The organism is Enterobacter cloacae complex sp. 342H5, assembly GCF_050030905.1.
Classification (GTDB): Bacteria; Pseudomonadota; Gammaproteobacteria; order Enterobacterales; family Enterobacteriaceae; genus Enterobacter; species Enterobacter intestinihominis.
In genome coordinates this window covers 3,179,393-3,204,706 of the sequence record NZ_JBLGVB010000001.1, presented here as the reverse complement: position 1 = coordinate 3,204,706, position 25,314 = coordinate 3,179,393, and the positions used below count along the sequence as shown (strand labels likewise).

The following is a 25,314-nucleotide window of genomic DNA, read 5'->3' as shown; positions in this document are numbered from 1 at the left end:
TTTTAGCTGTTAATGGTGATGGCCGTGACCATGGCCTCTGCCTTTTCCGTGACCCCTGCCGCCACGGCGGTCGTCACGATCGTTCCAGCCTTCGCGGTAGCCGCGCTCGTAGGCCTTACGCTTATCCCAGCCACGGTGATAGCCGTTATCGTGTTTCCACCAGCGGTTTTTACGCCACTCATAATGTCGGTGCCAGTAGTCACGGTCGCGCCAGTAGCCACCGTCCCAGTATCTGCCGTAGTCATCACGATCGCCAATTTGTAATTTAATCGATGGCAACAGGGTGATTTCGCCCGCATTGGCGACCAGCGGGGCCGAAGCCAGTAGTACCGCTGCAAGAATCAGTGACCTGAACATACTCTTCTCCTTCACGATCGGGGCCGCTGTGCGACCTGTTAACGCAATTTTACGAGTTGGTAAACATTCGTTTCATCGCCTCAACTCCTAAATCATGAACGAGAGCACTTTTTGCTAAAAGTGTTTTTAATCTGAACTGGACAGGATCGCTTCTATCGTCTTCAGCTCTTCTGCGGAGAAATGACGATTTTCAAGCATGCCTGCAGCATCTTCAATTTGTCCGGTTTTGCTTGCGCCGATGAGCACGGATGTCACCGCATCGTGGCGCAGGATCCAGGCCAGTGCCATTTGCGAAAGCTTTTGCCCCCGTTTTTCCGCCAGCGCATTCAGCTTGCGTACCTTTTCCAGCTTTTTGTCGGTGACCTGTTCCGGATTAAGGAACTTACTGCCGCTTGCTGCGCGAGAATCTGCCGGGATGCCGTTCAGATAGCGATCGGTCAACTGTCCGCCCGCCAGGGGAGAGAAGGGGATACATCCCACCCCATTTTGCTGCAACACGTCCAGCAACCCCTCTTCAGGCGCACGTTCAAACATGGAGTACTTCGGCTGGTGGATTAGACAGGGCGTGCCCAGATCCTCCAGTATTTCAATCGCCTGCCGCGCCAGTTCCGCCGGGTAGTTGGACAGGCCGATGTACAGTGCTTTGCCCTGGCGCACCACATGGTCAAGCGCTTTCATCGTTTCACGCAGCGGCGTTTGTGGATCGGGGCGGTGATGATAGAAGATATCAACGTACTCCAGCCCCATACGCCTGAGGCTCTGGTCCAGGCTGGAAATCAGATATTTACGCGAGCCCCAGTCGCCGTAAGGCCCGTCCCACATGGTGTAGCCCGCTTTGGTGGAGATGATTAGCTCATCGCGCCAGGGCAGGAAATCCTCCTGCAGGATGCGCCCGAAGTTGCGTTCGGCTGAACCAGGAGGTGGGCCGTAATTATTGGCAAGGTCAAAATGTGTAATACCCAAATCGAAGGCGCGCTGTAAAAGTTGACGGCTGTTTTCGAGCAGCGTCGCGTCGCCAAAATTATGCCAAAGCCCCAGCGAGATGGCGGGAAGCTTGAGGCCGCTTTGTCCACAGCGGCGATATTGCATTGTCTGGTAACGATTTTTGTCAGGTTGATAACCCATGAGCGAGACCTCTGGCGCTGGAAAGAAAAATCAGTGTATGCGTTTACACTAACCTGAAGAAAATGAGCATAGCTCAGCTTTTTTCGTAAAGCATTCTTTCCAGCCCCTGATTGTAGCCAATTCTGGACACCCTTCACGCTTATTTAATACTCAGAGTGAGGTCAACGTCAGAAGGACACCTATAATATGCGTACCCCCTATTGCGTCGCCGATTACCTGCTGGACCGACTAACAGATTGCGGTGCCGATCATCTGTTTGGCGTGCCGGGCGACTATAACCTGCAGTTTCTCGACCATGTGATAGACAGCCCGGACATCTGCTGGGTGGGCTGTGCCAACGAGCTGAACGCGTCTTACGCCGCAGACGGCTATGCCCGCTGTAAGGGATTTGCCGCACTCCTGACGACTTTCGGCGTTGGGGAGTTAAGCGCCATGAACGGTGTGGCGGGCAGCTTTGCCGAACATGTCCCCGTGCTCCATATTGTGGGGGCTCCGGGTATGGCGGCGCAGCAGCGAGGAGAGTTACTGCACCACACCTTAGGCGACGGCGAGTTCCGCCATTTCTACCACATGAGCGAACCCATCACCGTTGCACAGGCGGTGCTTACCGAACAAAACGCCTGCTATGAAATTGACAGAGTTCTGACCACCATGCTGCGGGAGCGCCGTCCGGGCTACCTGATGCTGCCCGCCGATGTGGCGAAAAAAGCCGCTACGCCCCCTGTAAGCGCTCTCACTCTTAACTCCGCACCGGCCGATTCAGCCTGCATGCAAGCGTTCCGTGAGGCTGCCGAAAAGCGTTTGTCAACGAGCAAACGCACCGCGCTGTTAGCGGACTTCCTGGTGCTGCGCCACGGTTTGCGCGCGGCCCTTCAGACGTGGGTGAAAGAGGTGCCGATGGCACACGCCACCATGCTGATGGGCAAGGGCATTTTTGACGAACGACAGAGCGGTTTTTATGGCACCTACAGCGGATCGGCGAGCGCCGCGGCGGTCAAAGAGGCAATCGAGGGGGCTGATACAGTGCTGTGCATTGGCACGCGCTTTACCGATACGCTCACAGCCGGGTTTACCCACCAGCTGACGCCAGATCAGACGATAGAGGTTCAGCCCCACGCGTCCCGCGTCGGCGACGTCTGGTTTACGGGTATCCCGATGAGGGAGGCCATTGAAACGCTGACAGCGCTGTGCAAAACGCATGTACGTGATACGCGAGCGCCATCGGATCACAGCAGCTCTTCTTTCCCCACTATCGAAGGGGCGCTGACTCAGGAGAGCTTCTGGCGTACCCTGCAAACGTTTATTCGCCCCGGAGACATTATTCTGGCTGACCAGGGGACGTCTGCTTTCGGCGCTATCGATTTGCGTTTACCGGCAGACGTGAACTTTATCGTCCAGCCGCTTTGGGGATCGATCGGCTACACGCTCGCGGCGGCGTTTGGCGCGCAAACAGCGTGTCCGAACCGACGCGTGATTGTCCTGACGGGTGACGGTGCCGCGCAGTTGACCATTCAGGAGCTGGGATCGATGCTGCGCGACAAGCAGCGCCCGATTATTCTGGTGCTTAACAACGAGGGATACACGGTTGAGAGAGCCATCCACGGGCCGGAGCAGCGCTATAACGATATTGCCCTCTGGAACTGGACGCAGATCCCGCAGGCGCTGAGCCTGGCGCCAGAGGCAGAATGCTGGCGCGTCAGCGAAGCGGAAACACTGGCGGAGGTGCTGGATAAAGTAGCACACCACGAGCGACTATCGCTGATCGAGGTGATGCTGCCGAAAGCCGATATTCCGCCGCTGCTAAGCGCGCTGACCAAAGCGCTGGAGGCGCGCAATAACGCCTGATTACCTGTCGTTTCGCCATGCCATCAACATCGGTTTGCCCGCCAGCAGGAGCCAGGCGGGCAACATCACGATACAAAGGAGCGGCAGAAGCGTGGTATCCGGCACCACAACGGCCGCCATAAACAGACTCAGCCATGCATCGCGCGTTACCACCAGTACCAGCCCCAGAATGGAGCAGGAGACGGTAATCGCCGCAGGGACAGCGTCGACGTGCTCATGCAGCATCAGCCCCAGCGCGACGCCAACAAATACCGCCGGGAAGATCCGTCCTCCCCGGAAACCACAGGCCGCAGCGATCACCAGCGCCGCCAGTTTTACCACCGCGAACAGCAGATAATCGGAGACGCTAAAGACCTGGCTGAAGGCCAGCTGCTGCATCTCGTCCAGACCCTTAAACAGCGTAACCGTCCCGCCGATAGCGCCTAAAACGCCCAGAATAAATCCGCCCATACCCAGAATCAGCACCGGATGCTTCAGCCTGTGCATCAGACGATGCAGGCGCGGAAGACACCACACTGCGATCATTCCCAGCGCAATGGCTATCGCGACGACGACGGCACCGCTGACAATATCGGTGAGTTGCATCTGGCCATAGTGGGGGATGGGGAGTGAAAAATGAGGATGGAAAAACAGGCTGGTCGTGAGGGCCCCTGCTGCGGCGGCCATCAATGGCGCAAAGAGTTTATCCCACAGCGGCACATCATTGTCGCTGCTGAGCGTTTGCGAAAAGATGAGCGCAGCCGCTATTGGGGTACCAAACAGTGCCCCGATGGTACCGGCGGAAGCCAGAATCGTCCAGTCCAGCGCGCCAACGCGCGGGAAAAGACGCGCTCCCAGAAAGACCGCCAGCGCGATATTAACCGCCATAATGGGATGTTCAGGCCCGAGACTTACGCCGCCCGCAAGACCGATAATCAGCGCGATAACAAGCCCCGGCAGAGCAGAGGGAGATACTGGCGCACCAATCAAGGGTTCCAGTGCCGGGTCCGGCCCGGCATGGCCCGGGCTATAGCGGATCACCAGACCTACGGCAATTCCGGTCAGGGTCAGCATCATCATGATCCACCCTGGCGAGTCAGTGCTGATGCCAAGTTTAACCGGCAGCGCGGTCCATAAAATCGTTTGCAGCACTGCCGCTACTTTCATGACGACGATGAGCACCAGGCTCGACGCTACGCCAATAATTAGCGCCGGGACAGCCAATAACAGCATGGTTCTGGCTCGCGGATGGAGCATGATGATTTCCTTGTACAAAACGGCTTAACGTTACTTTGCACAATCAGCATTGTGGCAATAGTGCAAAAGGTGCTGAAACGGTAAAGTTATTATGTGACGAAGATCGATAATCCATGGGCAGTCACCTTCTGGTCGTTGTTGTTATCACGCCTTGAATTTACAGTGTCCCAAAGATTTATTCTGACTTTAGCGGAGCAGTAGAAGAATGACAAAGTATGCTTTGGTAGGTGATGTAGGCGGCACCAACGCGCGCCTTGCCCTGTGCGATGTAAACAGCGGTGAAATTTCTCAGGCGAAAACCTATTCAGGGCTGGATTACCCAAGCCTGGAAGCGGTAGTTCGCGTCTATCTTGAAGAGCATAAAGTGAGCGTTGAAGACGGTTGTATCGCCATCGCCTGTCCGATCACCGGCGACTGGGTGGCGATGACCAACCACACGTGGGCCTTTTCAATTGCCGAAATGCGGAAAAACCTCGGTTTCTCGCACCTTGAAATTATCAACGATTTCACTGCGGTTTCCATGGCTATCCCAATGCTTAAACCTGAGCATCTGATTCAGTTCGGCGGTACGGCCCCGGTTGAAGGCAAACCCATTGCTGTTTACGGCGCTGGAACCGGTCTGGGGGTGGCGCACCTGGTTCACGTCGACAAACGCTGGGTCAGCCTGCCGGGTGAGGGCGGTCACGTGGATTTTGCGCCAAACAGCGAAGAAGAGGGCATTATTCTTGAGGAGCTACGCGCCGAAATTGGTCACGTGTCGGCCGAGCGCGTGCTTTCTGGTCCGGGTCTGGTGAACCTGTATCGGGCGATTGTAAAATCAGACGGACGTCTGCCGGAAAATCTGCAGCCTAAAGATGTGACCGAACGCGCGCTGGCCGACAGCTGTATTGACTGCCGTCGTGCTTTGTCGTTGTTCTGCGTCATTATGGGGCGTTTCGGCGGCAACCTGGCCCTGAATCTCGGCACCTTTGGCGGGGTCTATATTGCGGGCGGGATCGTGCCGCGCTTCCTCGATTTCTTTACCGCCTCCGGTTTCCGTGGTGGCTTTGAAGACAAAGGCCGCTTCAAAAGTTACGTGCAGGACATTCCGGTTTACCTGATTGTCCACGACAATCCGGGCTTGCTTGGCTCCGGGGCGCATCTGCGTCAGGTACTTGGCCAGATCCTCTGACATCCGTCTCCCTCTCCTGCGGGAGAGGGAACGCGCTACAGGTGCATGAGCTGGCGGAACGCTTTCACTCTGCTGCGGCTTACCGGCACCTGAAAATCCAGATCCTTCAGACGCAAAATATAGGTGTTATTAAACCAGGGTTCGATCTCGCGGATCTTGTTCAGGTTGACGCAGAACGAGCGGTGGCAGCGGAAGAAGTGCGCTGCCGGGAGTTTGTTGCAAAATTCGGTGATGTTCATCGCCATTACGTAGGCCTCACGCCGCGTATAGACAAACGTCATTTTTTCGTGCGCTTCAGCATAGTAAATATCGTCGACAGGCGTGACGATGATCCGTTCGTCCTTCACCAGATTAATGGTGTCGTTTTCACGCGCTACCGGACTGGCACTGGTGGGCAGCGACTGCTGCTGCCATGCGGCTTCCAGCTTATGCAGCATGCTGATAATACGCGACTCCTGATACGGCTTGAGAATATAGTCAAACGCCTCCAGCTCGAAGGCTTCCACGGCATGCTCTTTCCACGCGGTGACAAACACAATAAACGGCTTGTGGGCGAACTGATTGATATTTTGCGCCAGCAGAACGCCGTCCAGAGACGGAATATTAATATCGAGAAAAATCGCGTCGACCCGGTTATGCTGCAAAAATTTCAGCACGTCCAGACCATCCTCAAAACAGCCAACAATCTCCATCTGGCTGTGGGTTTTGATAAGCCAGCTCAACTCTTGCTGAGCCAGAATTTCATCTTCTACGATGATGACTTTCATCTGTTACTCCGGCCTACGGCAACAAGGATATGGGGGCATTAACGGGCGTTCGTTCGTTCGGAACATAAAAAGCAATCTCGGTGCCCGGCTCAAGGCGGTGAATGTGCAGCCCGTCACCGTACAGCAGCTTGACCCGGTGGTGCACGTTCAGCAGCCCGATTTTATTTCCCGGCATTTCGTTTGATTCGACGCGCTCGATCACTTTTGGATCGATGCCGTGTCCGGTATCGCGCACGGCGATTCGCACGCGGTTACCGCTTTCCGTCACGCTAATCGTGACCACGCCTTTTCCTTTACACGGCTGAATGCCGTGAACAATGGCGTTTTCCACCAGCGGCTGGATCAGCAGGCTTGGGATCACGCAGTTGACCTCTTCATCAATATCGTAAATGACCGTCAGCTTATCGCCAAAGCGTGCCTGCTCAATCGCGATGTAATCCTTGATTTGATACAGCTCTTTTTTGATGTCGATCTGCTCGTCGTCTTTTAACTCAATGTTGTAGCGCAGATAGCGCGACAGATTAAAAATCAGCTGCCGCGCGGTATCCGGATTAAGACGAATGGAAGAGGATATAGCGTTCAGCGCGTTAAACAGGAAATGGGGATTGATCTTGCTTTGCAGGGCACGCAGCTCTGCCTTATTTGCCATCTCGCGCAACTGCTCCGCACGCGAAACTTCGAGTTGGGTGGAGATAATCTGCGACAGGCCAATCGCCATCTCCTGGAGCGAGGAGGTGATTTGGTGCGCATGGCAGTAGTAAATTTTCAGCGTCCCCGTGACCACGCCTTTTTCCCACAGCGGGATCACCAGCATTGAGTGGATCTCTGGCGTCCGGTGGGCTTCATCATTGTTTTTAATGATGATTTTTCCGTAGTTAATCGCCTGTCTGGTGGTCGGGCTGATGGTATCGTCGCTGTCGCGATAATTGTGCTCACCGACGCCAACATAGGCCAGCACGTGGTCAATATTGGTGATGGCGACCGCATCGGCGTGAATATCCCGGCGGATGATATCGCAAACCTGACGTAAAGATTCGGTGTTAACGTGTCGGAAAAGCGGCAGCGTTTTGTTGGCAATATCCAGTGCCAGCTTCGCCTGACGCGCGGCGCTGGCCTCTTTTTCGCCTTCCACGCTTTGCACCAGCAGCACGATAAAGCCTATACAGACGCTCCCGAGGATCATCGGAATACCGATCTTCGAGACGATATCCAGCCCCAGCGCAGTGGTCGGTGCCCAGACGACGACCAGGATCATGGTCAGCGTTTCGCAGACCATCCCCGCGATAATCCCCGCACGCCAGTGCTGTTTTTTCGGGATTTTGCGGTTAATCCAGCCGGAGAGTACCCCGGCAATAATGCTGGTGATAAAGCAGGGGACTGCCGTCACGCCGCCAATATCAATCAGGTATCGATGGGTGCCGGCGATAATGCCTGTGATAATCCCGACCCAGGGACCAAAGAGGATCCCGCCTGACATTACGGCGATGATGCGCACGTTCACCAGCGAGCCTTCTACCGGCACGCCGGACCAGGTGCTGAACAGGGCAAACATCGAAAAGATAAACGTAACGGCCAGCAGCTCTTTTGGCGAGTGGGCAGATTTATGCAACAGTTCGCGAAACAAGCGGATGCGGATAAGGAAAAAGAGACAGATCAGCATTAATGCCGCGCGGTCGAACACCGCCAGGAGCATATTGAAGATTTCGTGCACGGTCAGGCCTGGGAAAACGGGAAAAATCTATGATAGAAAACATAGGGCCAGATGACCAGCTATCCATCAGATTTATCAAATGGGGAAAAACCATAATTCTCAAAGGGGATTGCTGGCTTTTGACTGAAAGTCGCTGCTTTTTCGTTTGGGGAGAAGCGTCAGGTAACGATACTGAAAATATTGTGTTAAATCGCAGCGCTTAAAACTGCCTGTTCACGATAAGAGTTCCGCTTTTCACTACAATCGCATTCCCGTTTTAGCGCAATATATTGTTTTGCCGTTATCCCCTCGACAGCGTCTTTTTCTTCAGGTTATTTTCTAAGCATGCCACACGGGTGGCAGCGTCGCTCGGACGGTCCGGGCGCTAACGTGACTCTGAGGAATCTATGGCTGAATTCAGTCCTGAACGCCGTTTTACGCGTATCGATCGTCTCCCCCCTTATGTTTTCAATATCACTGCTGAACTGAAAATGGCTGCGCGTCGGCGCGGTGAAGACATTATCGATTTCAGTATGGGTAACCCTGACGGCCCAACGCCGCCGCATATCGTTGAGAAACTCTGCACAGTTGCCCAGCGTCCCGATACCCATGGGTATTCAACCTCACGCGGCATTCCACGCTTGCGTCGGGCTATCTCCCGCTGGTATCAGGATCGTTATCAGGTGGATATCGACCCTGAAAGCGAAGCGATTGTGACCATTGGCTCCAAAGAGGGGCTGGCCCACCTGATGCTGGCGACGCTCGATCACGGCGATACCGTCCTGGTGCCGAATCCGAGCTACCCAATTCATATTTATGGGGCGGTGATTGCTGGCGCGCAGGTGCGTTCTGTTCCACTGGTGGAAGGCGTCGACTTCTTCAACGAGCTGGAACGGGCGATTCGTGAAAGCTATCCGAAGCCGAAAATGATGATCCTCGGTTTCCCGTCCAACCCAACGGCACAATGCGTCGAACTCGAATTCTTTGAGAAAGTGGTCGCGCTGGCTAAGCGTTACGACGTGCTGGTGGTACACGATCTCGCCTATGCTGATATCGTTTATGATGGCTGGAAAGCGCCGTCAATTATGCAGGTACCGGGTGCCCGTGATGTGGCGGTTGAGTTTTTCACCCTGTCGAAAAGCTACAACATGGCGGGCTGGCGAATTGGATTTATGGTGGGAAACAAAACGCTGGTGAGCGCCCTGGCGCGTATTAAAAGTTACCATGACTATGGTACGTTTACGCCATTGCAGGTCGCGGCCATCGCGGCGCTGGAAGGGGATCAGCAGTGCGTGCTTGATATTGCCGCCCAGTACAAGCGCCGCCGTGATGTGCTGGTAAAAGGGCTTCACGAAGCGGGCTGGATGGTTGAAATGCCTAAAGCTTCCATGTACGTCTGGGCGAAAATCCCCGAGCCGTATGCGGCGATGGGATCTCTGGAATTTGCCAAAAAACTGCTTCAGGACGCGAAGGTTTGCGTTTCTCCAGGCATTGGCTTTGGTGACTACGGTGACACGCATGTGCGTTTCGCGCTGATCGAAAACAGCGACCGTATCCGTCAGGCTGTGCGGGGGATTAAAAGCATGTTCCGCGCGGATGGCCTGCTTGCAGTTAAGAGCGTCGTGGAACAACCCGAGTCGTAACGGACACCAAAAAAACAGGCGCCAACGGCGCCTGTTTTTTTGACTGCATTTTCTTAACTAGATCATCAGAGCAAACGTTCCGGCCCAAACTAAAACAATAACCGAAATGCCCATAAAGAAATATTTCACGTTTCATCGCTCCGCGTATCTTCCGGTACGCATTAAAAAAACAGAGTCCAACTGAGTATAGAGAGTTGAAATCATGCGAAAGGGGAAATCGGAATTATCCCGTTACGTCGCTAACTTCAGCTCTGAATTCTGTGCTTTCCTGTCGCCAGACGGCGCTAATGTACGCCTAAATTTCAGGAGTGACAAGAGGCATTTTTTTAAATAATTTCCGATACTTACGAGTGTCGTGGAACGGCGACAGTTTGATTTCGGTACGCAATAAATGCCTGTTGAGCGACGGTCGAAAAAAGCCGTTACGCACTGCGATTACAGGTGCTTGAAAAGGTTAGTTTCTTAGCGAAACTAACCTTCGAAAGGGGTTAGATATAAAGCGAGGCTTCGCCCAGAGGGCGGGTTTTAAAGCGGCGGTGCATCCACAGATACTGCTCAGGTGCTCGCATAATCTCAAACTCAATCACCTTATTGATAAAGGTCGCGGCTTCACTCTCATCCTCAGGATAGTTCGCCATCTCCGGTGAGATATGCAGACGATAGCCTGACTTATCCGCTTTTCTGACCATGGTCACCGTTAACATCGAGGCGCCAGAGAGACGTGAAATCACAAAGGTACCGTTCGTCGTAGCGACATCTTTAACCGCAAAGAAAGGGGCAAAGCTGCTGCCTTTAGGGCCGTAGTCCTGGTCCGGGGCAAACCAGACGGCTTCACCTTTTTTCAGGGCGCCAACCATACCGCGCAGATTGTTACGGCTGATCATCGCCTTATTTGAACGCATGCGGCCCCGCGTTTGTACCCATTCCATCAGTGCGCTGTTATGCGGGCGATAGGTTGCCATCATCGGCTGACAAAGACCCATAACGCGGCCGCCCAGCTCAAGCGACATAAAATGCACACCCACAACCATCACGCCGCGTTTTTGCATCTGGGCATGTTTGAGGTTATCCAGACCTTCAACGTCAAACCATTTACGGACACGCTCGTCTGGCCAGAACCAGGCCATACCGGTTTCAAGCAGCGCCATACCGATAGATTTAAAGTTTTCAGCGATCAGCGTTTCACGCTGCTGCGCGTTGTAATGCGGAAAGCAAAGTTCAAGATTTTTTCGGGCAATGGACTCGCGACGCTTAAGAAAGTGACGCGATGCGCTGCCGAGCTTCGAACCCAGGAAGCGAATCACGGGATAAGGAAGCTGGACTAGCAGCCAAAGTACGCCAAGGCCGAACCATGTAAACCAGTAGCGCGGGTGCAAAAACGCCCGCTGAAATTTGGATTGAGACAAAATAGTGGAACCTTTGTAAAGCCTGTGAAGGTAGCGCAGACTTCGCGATACCACGTGCCATTGAGACCGTAGGACGAGGTCATGGTTGCAGGCTTTACCGTTCTTTACGACGTTGCCTGGCCATTGCTGACTTGGGTGGGCGGCTTAATGTAGCACCGTTATACATTATGAGCTATTACTCGTTTTTGCTTAAAAAAGCGGCAATTGCAAAGCGGATTGATAAATCAGGGATTATAGGGGGAAATTAAAAGTGTCCCCTGCAGGAATCGAACCTGCAACTAGCCCTTAGGAGGGGCTCGTTATATCCATTTAACTAAGGGGACGAAGCGGCAAGAGTATAGCGTTATTTACACTTCTCGTTAAGCGCATTGCCGCCTGACTGGTCAAAGAGTCACCGTTCACGCCGATTTTTCGGCAGTTTTATCCTTTTTTTCCTGAGCCTTAAGTTCGGCCTTACGCTTGTTGGACATGTCGTTACGGATTTGCGCATGGCTCAGCAGTGCAAAGATAAAGGTTCCGCCACAAATGTTGCCTGCGAGAGTAGGCAGGGCGAACGGCCAGAAAAAGTCGCTCCAGTGGAGTGTGCCGTTAAATACCAGATAAAGGATTTCAACGGTCCCGACAACAATGTGCGTAGTATCGGCGAGTGCGATAAGCCAGGTCATCAGGATAATCACCACGATTTTCGCGCTGCCCGCTGACGGGAACATCCAGACCATAGTGGCGATGATCCAGCCGGAGATAATGGCATTAGAGAACATTTCAACCGGCGTATTTTTCATTACGTCCATGCCAATCTTCACAAATGCGTCGCGGGTCGGTTCATCAAAAATTGGCATATACTCGAAGGCCCAGGCTGCAACGCCCGTACCGATCAGGTTCCCTAGCAGCACGACGCTCCACAGGCGCATCAGTAAACCAAAATTACCAAGGGTCGGATTTTGCATGACGGGCAGTACGGCAGTGACGGTGTTCTCCGTGAAAAGCTGCTGTCGCGCCATAATGACGATAATAAAGCCGAACGTGTAGCCTAAATTCTCCAGCAAAAAACCGCCCGGCACGCCTTCCAGTTGAACGTGAAATATACCTTTGGCGAGCAGAGAGGCACCCATCGACAGACCGGCTGCGATGGCCGACCACAGCAGGGCCATTGCGTCACGCTCCATCTCCTTTTCGCCATCCTGGCGAATATGCTCATGAATGGCCATGGCACGCGACGGCAGGCGATCCTCATCGACTTCTATCTCTTCTCCCCGGTCTTTCTCCTCACTTTCAATCTCATGTTCCTCATTGTTCTCGCCAATTTTTTCTTCGTTAATATCTTTCATAACTGCTCCTTCGGGGTAATCGCTCATTTAAGCGTAGCGGCTTTTGGCGCCTTGCCCGTGGGGAAGCTCTTAAATTGCTAAAAATGGCAATAAAGGTGAGACATCTCTTTCAAAGCCAATATAAAATTGCCAGCGAAACGAATTCTTAAAGACAGGCTATGCTGAAATTAGCGTGATGACGCGAGCGGGTCGTCATTGTCCTCGTAGACATCGGTAAGCGTGCTGTTACAATCACTTGCACGTTTCAGGCGGAGCCTCACAGGCTCCGTCACAGATGGCATTCAACGATAGCCATATTGAACAGGGAGAAATATATGAAGCTTCGGCTGTCGGCGCTTGCGCTGGGCGTAACGATGCTTGTGGGCTGCGCCAGCTCTGGCGAGCAAACGGGACGCTCCGATCCTCTCGAAGGATTTAACCGTTCAATGTACAACTTTAACTATAATGTGCTGGATCCATATCTGGTTCGTCCGGTTGCCGTGGCATGGCGTGACTACGTTCCGCAGCCAGCGCGTAACGGGCTGAGCAACTTTACCAGTAACCTGGAAGAGCCAGCGGTGATGGTGAACTACTTCCTCCAGGGCGACCCGTATCAGGGGATGGTGCATTTCACCCGTTTCTTCCTGAACTCTCTGCTGGGTATGGGCGGCTTAATAGATGTCGCAGGCATGGCGAACCCGAAATTACAGCGTGAACAGCCGCATCGTTTCGGCAGCACACTGGGGCATTATGGCGTAGGTTATGGGCCGTATGTGCACCTGCCATTCTACGGCAGCTTTACCGTGCGTGATGATGGCGGCGATATGGTGGATACGCTGTATCCGGTGCTGTCATGGCTCACCTGGCCGCTGTCGATTGGTAAATGGACCGTGGAAGGGATTGAGACGCGTGCGCAACTGCTGGACTCTGACGGTCTGCTGCGTCAGTCTTCCGATCCGTACATCATGGTCCGCGAGGCCTATTTCCAGAACCATGACTTTATTGCCAACGGCGGTAAGCTGAAGCCGGAAGATAATCCGAACGCGAAAGCCATCGAGAACGAATTAAAAGATATCGATTCGGAATAAATAAAAAAGGTGAGCGATGCTCACCTTTTTTAATCGTGTTGGGATTAGAACGCGTAGTTGAAGTTGGTACCAAACAGCCAGGCTTTACCTTCAGAGGTAAACTCGTAAGGGCCTTCCTGGAAGGTCACTTTCTGTCCATGCATGTACGACACACCCGCGTCGATAGAGGCATTCTCGTTGAACGCGTAGGTTGCACCCGCACTTACCCAGAAACGGTCCTGATCCGGAATGGAGATAGAACGCTTATCTGCCGGTACCGGGCTGTCATCAAATGCCACGCCGGTACGGAACGTCCAGTTGTCATCCATATAATAGGTCGTACCAAGTGCGATACGGTAAGCATCGTGGAAGCTTTCGTCTTTATAGAACAGCGTCTGGCCGTTGCTGCCGGTGGCTTTCAGCTCCTGGAACTGGCTCCAGCTGGTATACGCGAGGCTATAGTGAATAGCCCACTGCGGCGCAACGCGGTTATAACCTGACACTTCCCACATTTCTGGCAGATGCAGTGACAGTGAACCCGGTACGGTTTGATTCGAGGTACCCCATGGAATGGTGGTGCCTGCGCCCGGTACCATACCGTTGACTGGGCTCAGGATGCCGCTTTTGTAATCGCCATCGAAGTCAATCTTCACTTCTGAGCGGTAGGTCAGACCCCAGCGGTTGTTTTTATCCAGTTCATACAGGATACCGGCGTTCCAGCCGTAACCCCACTCGTCACCTTTCAGGCTGGCAATTTTATTGCTGTTTTTCGGCAGCGCAGCAGTTTGCTCCCCGGAGTAACGCTCGATTTTTGCATCAGCGTAGACAGCATCAAAGCCCAGACCAAAGCTCCAGTTATCGTTCAGACGATATGCGCCGCTCAGGTTAAGGTTCAGGGTCGTCAGGTCGGTTTTACCGCCGTATTCCCCGGCCGGGTAGTTGTTATTGAACTCCGTTGCCAGGCCATAGTTTGAGGTGACAGAGGCACCCCAACCAAACTGTTCATTGATTGGCGCAACAAAGTGCAGGTTAGGCACCCACGCCGTTGGTGCAATGTTATCCGCCTTCAGATCTGCGCCGGTATACTGAGATTTGCCAGAAATGTTGACATCAGGATCGATGTAAACCGCACCGGCAGAGAAGGTAGGGCGATCAAACATCATGATAAGCGCCGGGTTACGGCTTGCGTTGCCTGCGTCATCGGCAATCGCACCTTCCCCGGAATACGCACGGCCAAGGCCAGAGGAAGAAAATTCGTTTAACTGGAAGCCCGCTGACCAGGCGGACGTTGAGACGATTGCCACTGCAACTGCTAAAGCAGTTTGTTTGAACAGGGTTTTCTGGCTCATGACCATAACCTCATTGAGTTATTTTTATTCAATAATTGTTACATACCGTAACAGGAGCGCGAAGTGTAGGGTCTGAGGTATGACATACAAATCAGACCAGTGGCGAGAGTATAGGTCTGACCAGCTGGGATGTTGCAAGTTTGTTTATTAATATTTTCAAACATGTTTCATGAAACGAGATCTGGTTGGCAAAATTGTGACCAGTACGATTCATCCGAAAGGGTGAATTTTGTTTTAGATCATTTTTTAGTGTGATATTGCTCACTTATCCGGTTTTGCGCCATTAACGGCTGGAGGGGGCTCGTCCGGGGGCGTAAAATAGTCGCATCGTGTTTATCTCGCGCGCTGCGCGAATACAGAGGAAATTGAGCTATGAGTAAATGCAGTGCTGATGAAACCCCGGTTTGCTGCTGTATGGATGTTGGCACCATTATGGACAACACCGATTGCACCGCCTCTTACAGCCGCGTATTCCCTAACCGCGCTGAAGCGGAAGAGACGCTGGCCGCGCTGAGCAAGCGTGCGCGTGAAGTCGAATCCGATCCATGTGAAATCAAATCTACCTTCACGGAAGTGGAAGGCGGCGTACAGCTGGATATCGACTTTGTGTTCGCCTGCGAGGCAGAAACGCTGATCTTCCAGCTGGGCCTGCGTTAATTCCTGCGGTCTGGTGCCCTCACCTCAACCCTCTCCCACGGGAGAGGGCGCAAACACTAAAAACGGTAACCCACGGGTTACCGTTTTGCTTTTACCCTGGGCATTTTCTTTTTCTTCTCTGTGCCTTAGCTCGCAATTTTTCGCTTCCCCGATTGGCTCAATGTAAAAAAATAGTTAAGACTATTATCAGGTCAGACCACTTAACGTGCGCGCAAAATTTTTTTACAGGGGAGTGTTATGAGTCAGGCATTACCACTTATCACCCGACACGGTGACCGCATTGCCATTGTCAGCGGGTTACGTACGCCGTTTGCACGTCAGGCAACCGCGTTTCACGGTATACCGGCTGTCGATCTGGGAAAAATGGTGGTGGGGGAGATGCTGGCTCGCAGCGAGATCCCGCCAGAGGTTATTGAGCAACTGGTTTTCGGCCAGGTGGTACAGATGCCGGAAGCACCCAATATCGCGCGTGAAATCGTGCTGGGTACCGGCATGAATGTTCATACCGACGCCTACAGCGTCAGCCGCGCCTGCGCCACAAGTTTCCAGGCGGTGGCGAACGTGGCGGAAAGCCTGATGGCGGGGACCATTCGCGCGGGGATCGCCGGCGGCGCGGATTCCTCCTCCGTGCTGCCCATCGGCGTCAGCAAACAGCTGGCCCGCATCCTCGTGGATGCCAACAAAGCTCGCACTACCGGTGCAAAGCTTAAACTTTTCTCGCGTTTACGCCTGCGCGACCTCATGCCCGTGCCACCTGCTGTTGCTGAATACTCCACCGGCCTGCGCATGGGCGATACAGCCGAGCAGATGGCAAAAACCTACGGTATTACCCGCGAACAGCAGGATGCGCTGGCGCATCGCTCGCATCAGCTGGCAGCGAAAGCCTGGTCGGAGGGCAAACTGACCAACGAAGTGATGACCGCCTATGTACCGCCTTACCGGGAACCGCTCGCGGAAGATAACAACATTCGCGGCACCTCAACCTTGGCAGATTACGCAAAACTGCGCCCGGCCTTTGACCGTAAACATGGCACCGTTACGGCGGCCAACAGTACGCCGCTGACGGACGGTGCCGCCGCCGTGATCCTGATGACGGAATCCCGGGCGAAAGAGCTGGGCATCACACCGCTGGGCTATTTGCGCAGCTATGCCTTTACCGCCATCGATGTCTGGCAGGACATGCTGCTCGGACCGGCCTGGTCCACGCCGCTGGCGCTGGAGCGCGCGGGGCTAACGCTCTCCGATCTCACGCTAATTGATATGCACGAAGCCTTTGCCGCACAAACGCTGGCAAACGTGCAGCTTATGGCGAGCGAACGTTTTGCCCGCGACGTGCTGGGCCGCGCACATGCCACAGGCGAAGTGGATCAAAGTAAATTCAATGTGCTGGGTGGCTCCATTGCTTACGGTCATCCGTTTGCAGCGACCGGGGCGAGAATGATCACCCAGACGTTGCACGAACTGCGTCGCCGTGGCGGCGGCTTTGGTCTCGTTACCGCCTGTGCGGCGGGCGGCCTGGGCGCAGCAATGGTTCTGGAGGCTGAATAATGGAAACGACATCTGCATTTAACCTTGCTGTTCGCCTTGATAACGTGGCCGTTATCACCATTGATGTGCCCGACGAAAAAATGAATACCCTGAAGGCGGAGTTCGGCGTTCAGGTGCGTGCGATGCTCAGACAGATCCGCGAAAACAAAGCGATACGTGGCCTGGTATTTATCTCGGCAAAGCCGGATAACTTTATTGCCGGGGCCGATATCAACATGATTGCCCGGGCGACAAGCGCTCAGGAAGCAGAAGATCTGGCGCGTCAGGGGCAGCAAGTGATGGCGGAGATCCATGCGCTGTCGATACCCGTTGTCGCTGCGATCCACGGGGCTTGCCTGGGCGGCGGGCTTGAGCTGGCGCTGGCCTGCCACAGTCGCATCTGTACCGACGATGCGAAAACCGTACTCGGACTGCCTGAAGTACAGCTTGGATTGCTGCCCGGTTCAGGTGGCACGCAGCGCTTGCCGCGGCTGGTGGGCGTCAGTACTGCGCTGGAGATGATTTTAACCGGTAAACAGCTGCGCGCCCGTCAGGCGTTAAAGGCGGGTCTGGTTGATGAGGTCGTTCCGCACGCAATCTTGCTTGAGGCTGCCGTTGAGCGGGCGCTGAAAGGTCGTCAGGCGAAACGCCCCCTGCCGGTGCGTGAGCGTATCCTCGCCGGGCCGCTGGGGCGCACGCTGCTGTTTAATATGGTGGGTAAAAAAACCGAGCAAAAAACCAGAGGGAATTATCCGGCAGCGACGCGCATTCTGAAGGTGATTGAAACCGGTTTATCCCAGGGCAGCAGCAGCGGTTATGCCGCGGAAGCGAAAGCGTTTGGCGAGCTGGCGATGACGCCGCAGTCGCAGGCGCTGCGCGGCATTTTCTTTGCCAGCACGGAGGTTAAAAAAGATCCGGGCAGTGAAGCTGAACCGGCTCCGCTGCGCGCCGTTGGGGTTCTGGGTGGTGGGCTGATGGGCGGCGGCATCGCGTTTGTCACCGCCAGCAAAGGCAAATTGCCCGTACGTATCAAAGATATCAACCCAAAGGGTATCAACCACGCGTTGCAGTACAGCTGGCAGAACCTTGATCGCAAAGTGAAACGCCGCCATATCAAGGCCAGCGATCGCGATAAAACCCTCGCGATGATCACTGGCGCCACCGACTACAGTGGGTTTGCACACCGCGATCTGGTGATTGAAGCCGTGTTCGAAGATCTGGCCCTTAAGCAGCAGATGGTAGCGGACGTTGAACAGCATTGCGCGCCGCACACCATTTTCGCGTCAAACACCTCGTCTTTGCCGATCGGCGACATCGCGGCGAAAGCCATGCGCCCGGAGCAGGTGATAGGGCTGCACTATTTCAGTCCTGTCGAAAAAATGCCGCTGGTGGAGGTTATCCCTCATGCCACAACCAGCCCGCAAACTATTGCCACCGTGGTGAAGCTGGCGAAAAAACAGGGCAAAACTCCTGTTGTGGTCGCGGACAAAGCCGGCTTCTACGTCAACCGCATTCTGGCGCCGTATATTAACGAAGCGATGCGGTTGCTGACGGAAGGGGAGAAAATTGAGCACGTCGATGACGCCCTGGTGAAGTTTGGTTTCCCCGTCGGCCCAATCCAACTTTTGGATGAGGTAGGAATTGATACGGGGACTAAAATTATCCCTGTGCTGGAAGCGGCTTATGGCGATCGTTTTGCGCCGCCTGCAAACTTTGTTTCCGCAATTTTGAAGGACGATCGCAAAGGCAGAAAAAATGAACGCGGTTTCTATCTTTACGCCGCGAAAGGGCGTAAAAGCAAGAAACAGGTCGACCCTTCGGTTTATGCGCTTATTCCTGTCACGGGTCAGGGAAAACTGTCGGCGGTTCAGTGTGCTGAGCGCTGCGTGATGATGATGCTCAATGAAGCGGCGCGCTGCTTTGGTGAGCAGGTGATCAAAAGCGCGCGCGACGGCGACATCGGTGCCGTGTTTGGTATCGGTTTTCCGCCATTCCTTGGCGGCCCGTTCCGGTATATGGATACCCTCGGGGCGGGTGAAGTGGTTGCGATCCTGCAACGTCTGGCCTCGCAATACGGTCCACGGTTTACACCTTGTGACGAATTATTGCAGATGGCGGAACGGCGTCAGACATTCTGGCCCGCAAGGGAAACTGATTGCGTAAACTGAAGTCAAAGAAGGGTAAATCCTGAGGTGATGGAACCTGTTCTGGCGAAATTGTAAACAGAGATTGACTATACTTACGCCATTGAGGTAAAAAACAGCGTTTCATTCACCGAATGGATCAGGCACAATGCCCGGCCATCGGGTTTTCTACCTCAGAGCATTAATCGCGGGTAGTTAACGCCGGTGATTCTGGTTAACAAAAGCGGTGCAATATGCAAGTTTTTATCATGCGTCACGGCGACGCGGCACTCGATGCCGCCAGTGACTCAGTACGTCCTTTAACCGTCTGTGGCTGCGACGAATCCCGTCAGATGGCGACATGGCTTAAAGGTCAAAAAGTGGACATTGAACGCGTTCTGGTGAGTCCGTTCCTGCGGGCAGAACAGACGCTGGATGTGGTAGGGGAGTGTATGAACCTGCCATCCAGTGTGGATGTTCTCCCTGAACTCACGCCGTGTGGCGATGTTGGCCTTGTCAGTGCTTACCTTCAGGCGCTGTGCAACGAAGGTGTCGCTTCCGCACTGGTCATTTCCCACCTGCCGCTGGTCGGCTATCTGGTATCTGAGCTGTGCCCGGGCGAAACGCCACCAATGTTCACAACGTCCGCCATTGCCAACGTCACCCTCGACGAAACCGGCAAAGGGGTCTTTAACTGGCAAATGAGTCCGTGCAACCTGAAGATGGCTAAAGCCATCTGACGTGACGTGCGATATGGCGGGGTGCCGCGTGCCTCCCGCCATCCTGTCAGGGCAACTCTGGCGGCTGCCACTCCTCAACTTCAATCAACACCAGCAATGCGGCATCTCCGCCGTACTCTTTTGGTGCCTGATGAAAAGCCATTACGTGCGGATGCTGAGCCAGCCACAGCGGCGTCTGTTGTTTGAGAATATGTTTGCCGTGACCGTGCATCACGCAGGCGCAAAAAACATGCTCGCGTCGGCACGCCGCGATCAACGCCCCCAGCTCCTGCTTCGCCTGCATCTGGGTCAACCCATGCAGATCGAGGAACAGCTCCGGCGAGTAATCTCCCCGGCGTAATTTTTTCAGTTCAAAATGGCTAACGTCTTCGCGCACGTATTTCACCGCGCCCTGCGTATTTAGCAGCGGCTGAAACTCATCTGAAAAATAGTGGCTGTTATCGGCCTGCTCCTGAAGCAACCGTTTGACCGGAACCTCGCTGATTTTTTTACGCTGCGGGCGATGGACAATGGTGTCGTGCGTGATTTTACGCGTCCCGGTCATCAGCTGACGGAAGAGAGCCTGATCCTCCTCGCTGAGCGATGTTTTCTTTTTCATTCGTCATTCTCATCTCGTATTTCCGATAGTGTACCCGACTAAACGCATTTTTTAACCTCAAGCGACACGCGTCATTGCTGATTTATCGCCGTCTTCATGGCAAACTAGCCGCCGAAAATTATGCGAGCATGCCCTGGAGGAAAGAGTGGATAAAATTTTTGTCGATGAAGCAGTAAACGAGCTGCATACCATACAGGACATGTTGCGCTGGTCGGTTAGCCGCTTCAGCGCCGCCAATATCTGGTACGGTCACGGCACCGATAACCCGTGGGATGAGGCCGTCCAGCTGGTGCTGCCGTCACTCTATCTGCCGCTGGATATTCCGGAAGACATGCGCACCGCGCGCCTGACCTCCAGTGAAAAACACCGCATCGTTGAGCGCGTGATCCGTCGCGTGAACGAGCGTATTCCGGTGGCTTACCTGACCAACAAAGCCTGGTTCTGCGGCCATGAGTTCTATGTTGATGAGCGTGTGCTGGTGCCACGTTCGCCGATTGGCGAGCTGATCAACAACCACTTTGACGGCCTGATTAACCATCAGCCGCAGCACATACTTGATATGTGCACCGGCAGCGGCTGCATCGCGATTGCCTGCGCGTACGCCTTCCCGGAAGCGGAAGTGGACGCCGTCGATATCTCCACCGACGCGCTGGCCGTCACCGAACACAACATTGAAGAGCACGGGCTGATCCATCACGTCACGCCTATCCGCTCTGACCTGTTCCGCGACCTGCCGACGCTGCAATACGACCTGATCGTCACCAATCCACCGTACGTGGATGCCGAAGACATGTCCGATCTGCCGAACGAGTACCGTCACGAGCCGGAGCTGGGCCTGGCGTCAGGCTCTGACGGGCTGAAGCTGACCCGCCGCATCCTGGCCTGCGCGCCGGATTATCTGACCGAGGATGGCGTTCTGATTTGTGAAGTGGGTAACAGCATGGTACATCTGATAGAGCAGTACCCGGATGTGCCGTTCACCTGGCTTGAGTTCGACAACGGCGGTGACGGCGTCTTTATGCTGACCAAAACGCAACTGCTTGATGCACGCGAATACTTCAGCATTTACAAAGATTAATCCAGCGGGCTTCGGCCCGTTTCACAACGCTCAAACACAAACAACAACATCGGAGCCGTGATGGCAGGAAACAGTATTGGACAGGTATTCCGTGTGACCACCTTTGGCGAGTCGCACGGTCTGGCACTGGGTTGTATCGTTGATGGCGTCCCGCCAGGCATCGAACTGACCGAAGCCGATTTACAGCATGACCTTGACCGTCGTCGTCCGGGTACCTCTCGCTACACCACGCAGCGTCGCGAGCCGGACCAGGTCAAAATTCTCTCCGGCGTTTTTGAAGGCCGTACCACCGGGACCAGCATTGGTCTGCTGATTGAAAACACCGATCAGCGCTCCCAGGACTACGGCGCGATTAAAGACGTCTTCCGTCCGGGCCACGCCGACTATACCTACGAACAAAAATATGGCTTTCGCGACTATCGCGGCGGCGGACGTTCTTCCGCGCGTGAAACCGCGATGCGCGTGGCGGCAGGTGCGATTGCCAAAAAATATCTCCAGCAGAAATTCGGCATCGTTATCCGCGGCTGTCTGACCCAGATGGGCGACATTCCGCTGGCAATCAAAGACTGGGATCAGGTAGAACTTAACCCGTTCTTCTGCGCCGATGCCGACAAGCTGGACGCGCTGGACGAGCTGATGCGTGGCCTGAAAAAAGAGGGCGACTCCATTGGTGCGAAAGTCACCGTGGTGGCCGACGGTGTGCCGGCTGGCTGGGGCGAGCCGGTATTTGACCGCCTCGACGCTGACATCGCCCACGCGCTGATGAGCATCAACGCGGTGAAAGGCGTTGAAATCGGCGACGGTTTTGACGTGGTTAAGCTTCGCGGCAGCCAAAACCGCGACGAAATCACGAAGGCGGGTTTCCAGAGCAACCATGCGGGCGGCATTCTGGGCGGCATCAGCAGCGGGCAGCAAATTATTGCCAATATCGCGCTGAAGCCAACGTCCAGCATTACCGTGCCGGGCCACACGATTAACCGCTCAGGCGATGAAGTAGAGATGATCACCAAAGGACGGCACGATCCATGCGTGGGTATCCGCGCGGTACCGATCGCAGAAGCGATGCTGGCGATCGTGCTGATGGATCACTTCCTGCGCCAGCGCGCGCAGAATGCGGATGTGACGACCACCATTCCACGCTGGTAACTATGAAAAAAACCGCAATCGCTCTGCTGGCGCTGCTGGCCAGTGGAGCAAGCCTGGCCGCCACGCCGTGGCAGAAAATCACCCACCCGGTAGCGGGAAGCGCGCAGTCCATTGGCGCTTTCTCCAACGGGTGTATCGTCGGCGCGCAGGAACTTCCGCTGCAGTCGGACACCTATCAGGTGATGCGCACCGACCAGCGCCGTTACTTCGGCCATCCTGACCTGGTACTGTTTATTCAGCGTCTTGGCAACCAGGTGCATAACCTGGGGCTGGGGACGATGCTGATTGGCGATATGGGGATGCCTGCAGGTGGTCGCTTCAACGGCGGTCACGCCAGCCACCAGACCGGACTGGATGTGGACATCTTCCTGCAACTGCCGAAAACGCGCTGGAGCTCAGCGCAGCTGCTGAAACCGCAGGCGCTGGATCTGGTCTCGGCCGACGGTAAACGGGTCGTAGCCTCGCGCTGGTCGCCGGAAATTTCCAGCATGATTAAGCTGGCGGCAGAGGATAACGACGTCACACGGATCTTTGTTAACCCGGCCATCAAGCAGCAGCTTTGCCTGGATGCGGGAACGGATCGCGACTGGCTGCGTAAAGTGCGCCCGTGGTTCCAGCACCGGGCGCATATGCATGTTCGCCTGCGCTGCCCGGCGAACAGCCTGGAATGTGAAGATCAGCCGCTGCCACCGCCTGGCGATGGTTGTGGTTACGAACTGCAAAGCTGGTTTGAACCGGCCAAGCCTGGAACCTCTAAGCCTGAGAAGAAGACACCGCCTCCGTTGCCGCCTTCCTGCCAGGCGCTACTGGATGAGCATGTACTTTAATGGATAATTTCGTCGATCTGTTTATGGTGTCACCGCTGCTGCTGGCGGTGCTCTTTTTTGTTGCGATGTTAGCCGGATTTATCGATGCCCTGGCGGGCGGTGGCGGGTTGCTCACCGTTCCGGCGCTGCTGGCGGCAGGCATGAGCCCTGCCCAGGCGCTTGCCACCAACAAACTCCAGGCATGCGGCGGTTCGCTCTCCTCATCGCTCTACTTTGTTCGGCGCAAAGTGGTGAATCTTGCCGATCAGAAGCTCAATATCCTGATGACGTTTATTGGCTCGACGGCGGGCGCGCTGCTGGTCCAGCACGTACAGTCCGACATTCTGCGCCAGATCCTGCCGATTCTGGTTATCTGTATTGGCCTCTATTTCTTACTGATGCCAAAGCTCGGCGAGGAAGACCGGGCGCGGCGACTGCACGGCCTGCCGTTTGCGCTGATTGCCGGTGGCTGCGTCGGTTTTTACGACGGCTTCTTTGGTCCGGGAGCAGGCTCGTTTTACGCGCTGGCATTCGTGACGCTGGCCGGGTTCAACCTCGCCAAATCCACCGCCCACGCCAAAGTCCTCAACGCAACCTCCAACGTTGGCGGTCTGCTGCTGTTTATCATTGGCGGCAAGGTTATCTGGGCTACCGGATTTGTGATGATGGCGGGGCAGTTTTTGGGCGCGCGCGCAGGCTCGCGTCTGGTATTAAGCAAAGGGCAAAAGCTGATCCGCCCGATGATTGTTGTTGTCTCGGCGGTGATGAGCGCCAAACTTCTTTATGACAGCCATGGACAGGAGATCCTCACCTGGTTGGGGATGAACTAATGAACAGTACGCATAAATACGAACAGCTGATTGAGATCTTCGACAGCTGTTTTGCTGATGATTTTAATACCCGTCTGATTAAAGGCGACGACGAACCGATCTATCTTCCTGCTGATGACCAGGTTTCATACAACCGCATCGTCTTTGCCCATGGCTTTTACGCCAGCGGTTTGCACGAGATTTCGCACTGGTGCATCGCGGGGAAAGCGCGTCGCGAGCTGGTGGACTTTGGTTACTGGTACTGCCCGGACGGGCGCGACGCCGCCACCCAGGGGCAGTTCGAAGATGTGGAGGTGAAACCGCAGGCGCTGGAGTGGCTGTTCTGCGTGGCAGCGGGTTTCCCGTTCAACGTCAGCTGTGACAACCTTGAAGGCGACTTCGAGCCAGACCGTATCGTCTTCCAGCGCCGCGTGCATGCGCAGGTGATGGAATATCTTGAGAAAGGCATCCCGGAACGTCCGGCACGCCTGATCGAGGCTTTACAAAATTATTACCATACGCCGGAGATCACGGCGGAATGCTTCCCGTGGCCGGAAGATTTATAACAGAGGAAAGAAGATGATCGCAGAATTTGAATCACGCATTCTGGCGTTAATTGATGACATGGTGGAACACGCCAGCGATGATGAGCTGTTCGCCAGCGGTTATCTGCGTGGTCACCTGACGCTGGCGGTAGCCGCGCTGGAAGCCGGGGACGATCACTCTGCCGACGCCGTTCACGCGGAAGTTACTCGCAGCCTTGAAAAAGCCATTCTGGCCGGGGAACTGTCTCCACGCGACCAGTCTTTAGTGCTGGGCATGTGGGACAATTTGTTCCAGCAGGCTAAACGCTAAGTTGCCGCCTTC

The 25,314-nt window shown here is 54.8% G+C and carries 25 protein-coding genes and 1 tRNA gene; 15 read left to right on the top strand and 11 right to left on the bottom strand.

Annotated elements, in window-relative coordinates; genetic code table 11:
• Window positions 1–9: 9 nt before the first annotated feature.
• Window positions 10–357, bottom strand: coding sequence for a DUF2502 domain-containing protein YpeC (gene ypeC / locus ACQG03_RS15255; protein ID WP_022648932.1), 348 nt, complete (start codon window positions 355–357; stop codon window positions 10–12).
• A gap of 126 nt (window positions 358–483) precedes the next feature.
• The gene (mgrA, locus tag ACQG03_RS15250; protein ID WP_045308677.1) at window positions 484–1,482 is read right to left on the bottom strand and encodes an L-glyceraldehyde 3-phosphate reductase; all 999 of its coding nucleotides are present in this window, start codon (window positions 1,480–1,482) and stop codon (window positions 484–486) included.
• A gap of 186 nt (window positions 1,483–1,668) precedes the next feature.
• On the opposite strand from mgrA, the gene ipdC reads away from it, so the two are divergent.
• Window positions 1,669–3,327, top strand: coding sequence for an indolepyruvate decarboxylase (gene ipdC, locus ACQG03_RS15245; protein ID WP_022648930.1), 1,659 nt, complete (start codon window positions 1,669–1,671; stop codon window positions 3,325–3,327).
• Here the strand turns inward: ipdC and ACQG03_RS15240 are convergent, their stop codons facing one another.
• Entirely contained in the window at window positions 3,328–4,563 is a 1,236-nt protein-coding gene (locus ACQG03_RS15240; RefSeq protein WP_063147677.1) for an ion channel protein, read from the bottom strand.
• A gap of 205 nt (window positions 4,564–4,768) precedes the next feature.
• Here ACQG03_RS15240 and glk point away from each other — a divergent pair, with 205 nt between their 5' ends.
• Complete coding sequence (glk, locus tag ACQG03_RS15235) at window positions 4,769–5,734, top strand: glucokinase (protein ID WP_022648928.1); 966 nt, start codon at window positions 4,769–4,771, stop codon at window positions 5,732–5,734.
• 35 nt (window positions 5,735–5,769) lie between these two features.
• On the opposite strand, the gene ACQG03_RS15230 is transcribed toward glk, so the two are convergent.
• Window positions 5,770–6,501, bottom strand: a complete 732-nt coding sequence (locus ACQG03_RS15230; protein WP_032623833.1) for a LytR/AlgR family response regulator transcription factor — start codon at window positions 6,499–6,501, stop codon at window positions 5,770–5,772.
• Between the two features lie 13 nt (window positions 6,502–6,514).
• Window positions 6,515–8,212, bottom strand: coding sequence for a sensor histidine kinase (locus ACQG03_RS15225; RefSeq protein ID WP_022648926.1), 1,698 nt, complete (start codon window positions 8,210–8,212; stop codon window positions 6,515–6,517).
• A 29-nt stretch (window positions 8,213–8,241) separates the two neighbouring features.
• On the opposite strand from ACQG03_RS15225, the gene ACQG03_RS15220 reads away from it, so the two are divergent.
• Together ACQG03_RS15220 and alaC are read left to right on the top strand one after the other, a co-directional pair.
• A complete protein-coding gene (locus ACQG03_RS15220) occupies window positions 8,242–8,415 on the top strand; it encodes a hypothetical protein (protein WP_159426948.1) in 174 nt (57 codons plus the stop codon).
• Between the two features lie 183 nt (window positions 8,416–8,598).
• A complete protein-coding gene (alaC, locus tag ACQG03_RS15215) occupies window positions 8,599–9,834 on the top strand; it encodes an alanine transaminase (RefSeq protein ID WP_023300650.1) in 1,236 nt (411 codons plus the stop codon).
• A gap of 57 nt (window positions 9,835–9,891) precedes the next feature.
• Here the strand turns inward: alaC and ypdK are convergent, their stop codons facing one another.
• The 4 genes from ypdK to ACQG03_RS15195 all read right to left on the bottom strand — a co-directional run bounded on the left by ypdK (window position 9,892) and on the right by ACQG03_RS15195 (window position 12,568).
• Window positions 9,892–9,963: a membrane protein YpdK gene (gene ypdK / locus ACQG03_RS15210; protein WP_099458937.1), complete on the bottom strand. Its 72-nt coding sequence runs from the start codon at window positions 9,961–9,963 to the stop codon at window positions 9,892–9,894.
• A gap of 359 nt (window positions 9,964–10,322) precedes the next feature.
• Window positions 10,323–11,243 carry a kdo(2)-lipid IV(A) palmitoleoyltransferase gene (gene lpxP / locus ACQG03_RS15205; RefSeq protein WP_168713920.1) on the bottom strand — a complete coding sequence of 307 codons (921 nt, stop codon included), beginning with the start codon at window positions 11,241–11,243 and terminating at the stop codon, window positions 10,323–10,325.
• Window positions 11,244–11,491: 248 nt separating this feature from the next.
• Window positions 11,492–11,563, bottom strand: a tRNA-Arg gene (locus tag ACQG03_RS15200).
• A gap of 75 nt (window positions 11,564–11,638) precedes the next feature.
• Window positions 11,639–12,568: a formate/nitrite transporter family protein gene (locus ACQG03_RS15195; protein WP_022648872.1), complete on the bottom strand. Its 930-nt coding sequence runs from the start codon at window positions 12,566–12,568 to the stop codon at window positions 11,639–11,641.
• Between the two features lie 314 nt (window positions 12,569–12,882).
• On the opposite strand from ACQG03_RS15195, the gene mlaA reads away from it, so the two are divergent.
• Window positions 12,883–13,635, top strand: a complete 753-nt coding sequence (gene mlaA / locus ACQG03_RS15190; RefSeq protein WP_022648871.1) for a phospholipid-binding lipoprotein MlaA — start codon at window positions 12,883–12,885, stop codon at window positions 13,633–13,635.
• A 44-nt stretch (window positions 13,636–13,679) separates the two neighbouring features.
• On the opposite strand, the gene fadL is transcribed toward mlaA, so the two are convergent.
• Entirely contained in the window at window positions 13,680–14,963 is a 1,284-nt protein-coding gene (gene fadL, locus ACQG03_RS15185) for a long-chain fatty acid transporter FadL (protein WP_022648870.1), read from the bottom strand.
• Window positions 14,964–15,335: 372 nt separating this feature from the next.
• On the opposite strand from fadL, the gene ACQG03_RS15180 reads away from it, so the two are divergent.
• The 4 genes from ACQG03_RS15180 to sixA all read left to right on the top strand — a co-directional run bounded on the left by ACQG03_RS15180 (window position 15,336) and on the right by sixA (window position 20,010).
• The gene (locus ACQG03_RS15180; RefSeq protein ID WP_022648869.1) at window positions 15,336–15,620 is read left to right on the top strand and encodes a YfcZ/YiiS family protein; all 285 of its coding nucleotides are present in this window, start codon (window positions 15,336–15,338) and stop codon (window positions 15,618–15,620) included.
• 237 nt (window positions 15,621–15,857) lie between these two features.
• The gene (fadI, locus tag ACQG03_RS15175; RefSeq protein WP_023300649.1) at window positions 15,858–17,168 is read left to right on the top strand and encodes an acetyl-CoA C-acyltransferase FadI; all 1,311 of its coding nucleotides are present in this window, start codon (window positions 15,858–15,860) and stop codon (window positions 17,166–17,168) included.
• A complete protein-coding gene (gene fadJ, locus ACQG03_RS15170) occupies window positions 17,168–19,315 on the top strand; it encodes a fatty acid oxidation complex subunit alpha FadJ (protein WP_058677690.1) in 2,148 nt (715 codons plus the stop codon). Before fadI ends, fadJ begins: the two co-directional genes overlap by 1 nt.
• 209 nt (window positions 19,316–19,524) lie before the next feature.
• Window positions 19,525–20,010 carry a phosphohistidine phosphatase SixA gene (sixA, locus tag ACQG03_RS15165; protein ID WP_003861375.1) on the top strand — a complete coding sequence of 162 codons (486 nt, stop codon included), beginning with the start codon at window positions 19,525–19,527 and terminating at the stop codon, window positions 20,008–20,010.
• 46 nt (window positions 20,011–20,056) lie between these two features.
• Here the strand turns inward: sixA and smrB are convergent, their stop codons facing one another.
• Window positions 20,057–20,608, bottom strand: coding sequence for an endonuclease SmrB (gene smrB / locus ACQG03_RS15160; protein WP_022648866.1), 552 nt, complete (start codon window positions 20,606–20,608; stop codon window positions 20,057–20,059).
• Window positions 20,609–20,753: 145 nt separating this feature from the next.
• Between smrB and prmB the strand changes: the two genes are divergently transcribed.
• The 6 genes from prmB to ACQG03_RS15130 are packed head-to-tail and all read left to right on the top strand — an operon-like array spanning window position 20,754 to window position 25,302.
• Window positions 20,754–21,686 carry a 50S ribosomal protein L3 N(5)-glutamine methyltransferase gene (prmB, locus tag ACQG03_RS15155; protein WP_063163605.1) on the top strand — a complete coding sequence of 311 codons (933 nt, stop codon included), beginning with the start codon at window positions 20,754–20,756 and terminating at the stop codon, window positions 21,684–21,686.
• Between the two features lie 60 nt (window positions 21,687–21,746).
• Window positions 21,747–22,832, top strand: coding sequence for a chorismate synthase (gene aroC / locus ACQG03_RS15150; protein WP_023306656.1), 1,086 nt, complete (start codon window positions 21,747–21,749; stop codon window positions 22,830–22,832).
• 2 nt (window positions 22,833–22,834) lie between these two features.
• Window positions 22,835–23,659, top strand: a complete 825-nt coding sequence (gene mepA, locus ACQG03_RS15145; RefSeq protein ID WP_003861385.1) for a penicillin-insensitive murein endopeptidase — start codon at window positions 22,835–22,837, stop codon at window positions 23,657–23,659.
• Window positions 23,659–24,468: a sulfite exporter TauE/SafE family protein gene (locus ACQG03_RS15140; protein ID WP_022648863.1), complete on the top strand. Its 810-nt coding sequence runs from the start codon at window positions 23,659–23,661 to the stop codon at window positions 24,466–24,468. Before mepA ends, ACQG03_RS15140 begins: the two co-directional genes overlap by 1 nt.
• On the top strand, window positions 24,468–25,013 hold the full coding sequence (locus ACQG03_RS15135; protein ID WP_023300646.1) for an elongation factor P hydroxylase: 546 nt from the start codon (window positions 24,468–24,470) through the stop codon (window positions 25,011–25,013). The genes ACQG03_RS15140 and ACQG03_RS15135 overlap by 1 nt, the downstream gene beginning before the upstream one ends.
• A gap of 13 nt (window positions 25,014–25,026) precedes the next feature.
• A complete protein-coding gene (locus ACQG03_RS15130; RefSeq protein WP_022648861.1) occupies window positions 25,027–25,302 on the top strand; it encodes a YfcL family protein in 276 nt (91 codons plus the stop codon).
• Window positions 25,303–25,314: the final 12 nt, after the last annotated feature.

Coding starts and splice junctions, on each gene's coding strand:
- ypeC (WP_022648932.1), bottom strand. CDS start 357: ATGTTCAGGTCACTGATTCTTGCAGCGGTACTACTGGCTTCGGCCCCG.
- mgrA (WP_045308677.1), bottom strand. CDS start 1,482: ATGGGTTATCAACCTGACAAAAATCGTTACCAGACAATGCAATATCGC.
- ipdC (WP_022648930.1), top strand. CDS start 1,669: ATGCGTACCCCCTATTGCGTCGCCGATTACCTGCTGGACCGACTAACA.
- ACQG03_RS15240 (WP_063147677.1), bottom strand. CDS start 4,563: ATGCTCCATCCGCGAGCCAGAACCATGCTGTTATTGGCTGTCCCGGCG.
- glk (WP_022648928.1), top strand. CDS start 4,769: ATGACAAAGTATGCTTTGGTAGGTGATGTAGGCGGCACCAACGCGCGC.
- ACQG03_RS15230 (WP_032623833.1), bottom strand. CDS start 6,501: ATGAAAGTCATCATCGTAGAAGATGAAATTCTGGCTCAGCAAGAGTTG.
- ACQG03_RS15220 (WP_159426948.1), top strand. CDS start 8,242: ATGATAGAAAACATAGGGCCAGATGACCAGCTATCCATCAGATTTATC.
- alaC (WP_023300650.1), top strand. CDS start 8,599: ATGGCTGAATTCAGTCCTGAACGCCGTTTTACGCGTATCGATCGTCTC.
- ACQG03_RS15195 (WP_022648872.1), bottom strand. CDS start 12,568: ATGAAAGATATTAACGAAGAAAAAATTGGCGAGAACAATGAGGAACAT.
- mlaA (WP_022648871.1), top strand. CDS start 12,883: ATGAAGCTTCGGCTGTCGGCGCTTGCGCTGGGCGTAACGATGCTTGTG.
- fadL (WP_022648870.1), bottom strand. CDS start 14,963: ATGAGCCAGAAAACCCTGTTCAAACAAACTGCTTTAGCAGTTGCAGTG.
- ACQG03_RS15180 (WP_022648869.1), top strand. CDS start 15,336: ATGAGTAAATGCAGTGCTGATGAAACCCCGGTTTGCTGCTGTATGGAT.
- fadI (WP_023300649.1), top strand. CDS start 15,858: ATGAGTCAGGCATTACCACTTATCACCCGACACGGTGACCGCATTGCC.
- fadJ (WP_058677690.1), top strand. CDS start 17,168: ATGGAAACGACATCTGCATTTAACCTTGCTGTTCGCCTTGATAACGTG.
- sixA (WP_003861375.1), top strand. CDS start 19,525: ATGCAAGTTTTTATCATGCGTCACGGCGACGCGGCACTCGATGCCGCC.
- smrB (WP_022648866.1), bottom strand. CDS start 20,608: ATGAAAAAGAAAACATCGCTCAGCGAGGAGGATCAGGCTCTCTTCCGT.
- aroC (WP_023306656.1), top strand. CDS start 21,747: ATGGCAGGAAACAGTATTGGACAGGTATTCCGTGTGACCACCTTTGGC.
- mepA (WP_003861385.1), top strand. CDS start 22,835: ATGAAAAAAACCGCAATCGCTCTGCTGGCGCTGCTGGCCAGTGGAGCA.
- ACQG03_RS15140 (WP_022648863.1), top strand. CDS start 23,659: ATGGATAATTTCGTCGATCTGTTTATGGTGTCACCGCTGCTGCTGGCG.
- ACQG03_RS15135 (WP_023300646.1), top strand. CDS start 24,468: ATGAACAGTACGCATAAATACGAACAGCTGATTGAGATCTTCGACAGC.
- ACQG03_RS15130 (WP_022648861.1), top strand. CDS start 25,027: ATGATCGCAGAATTTGAATCACGCATTCTGGCGTTAATTGATGACATG.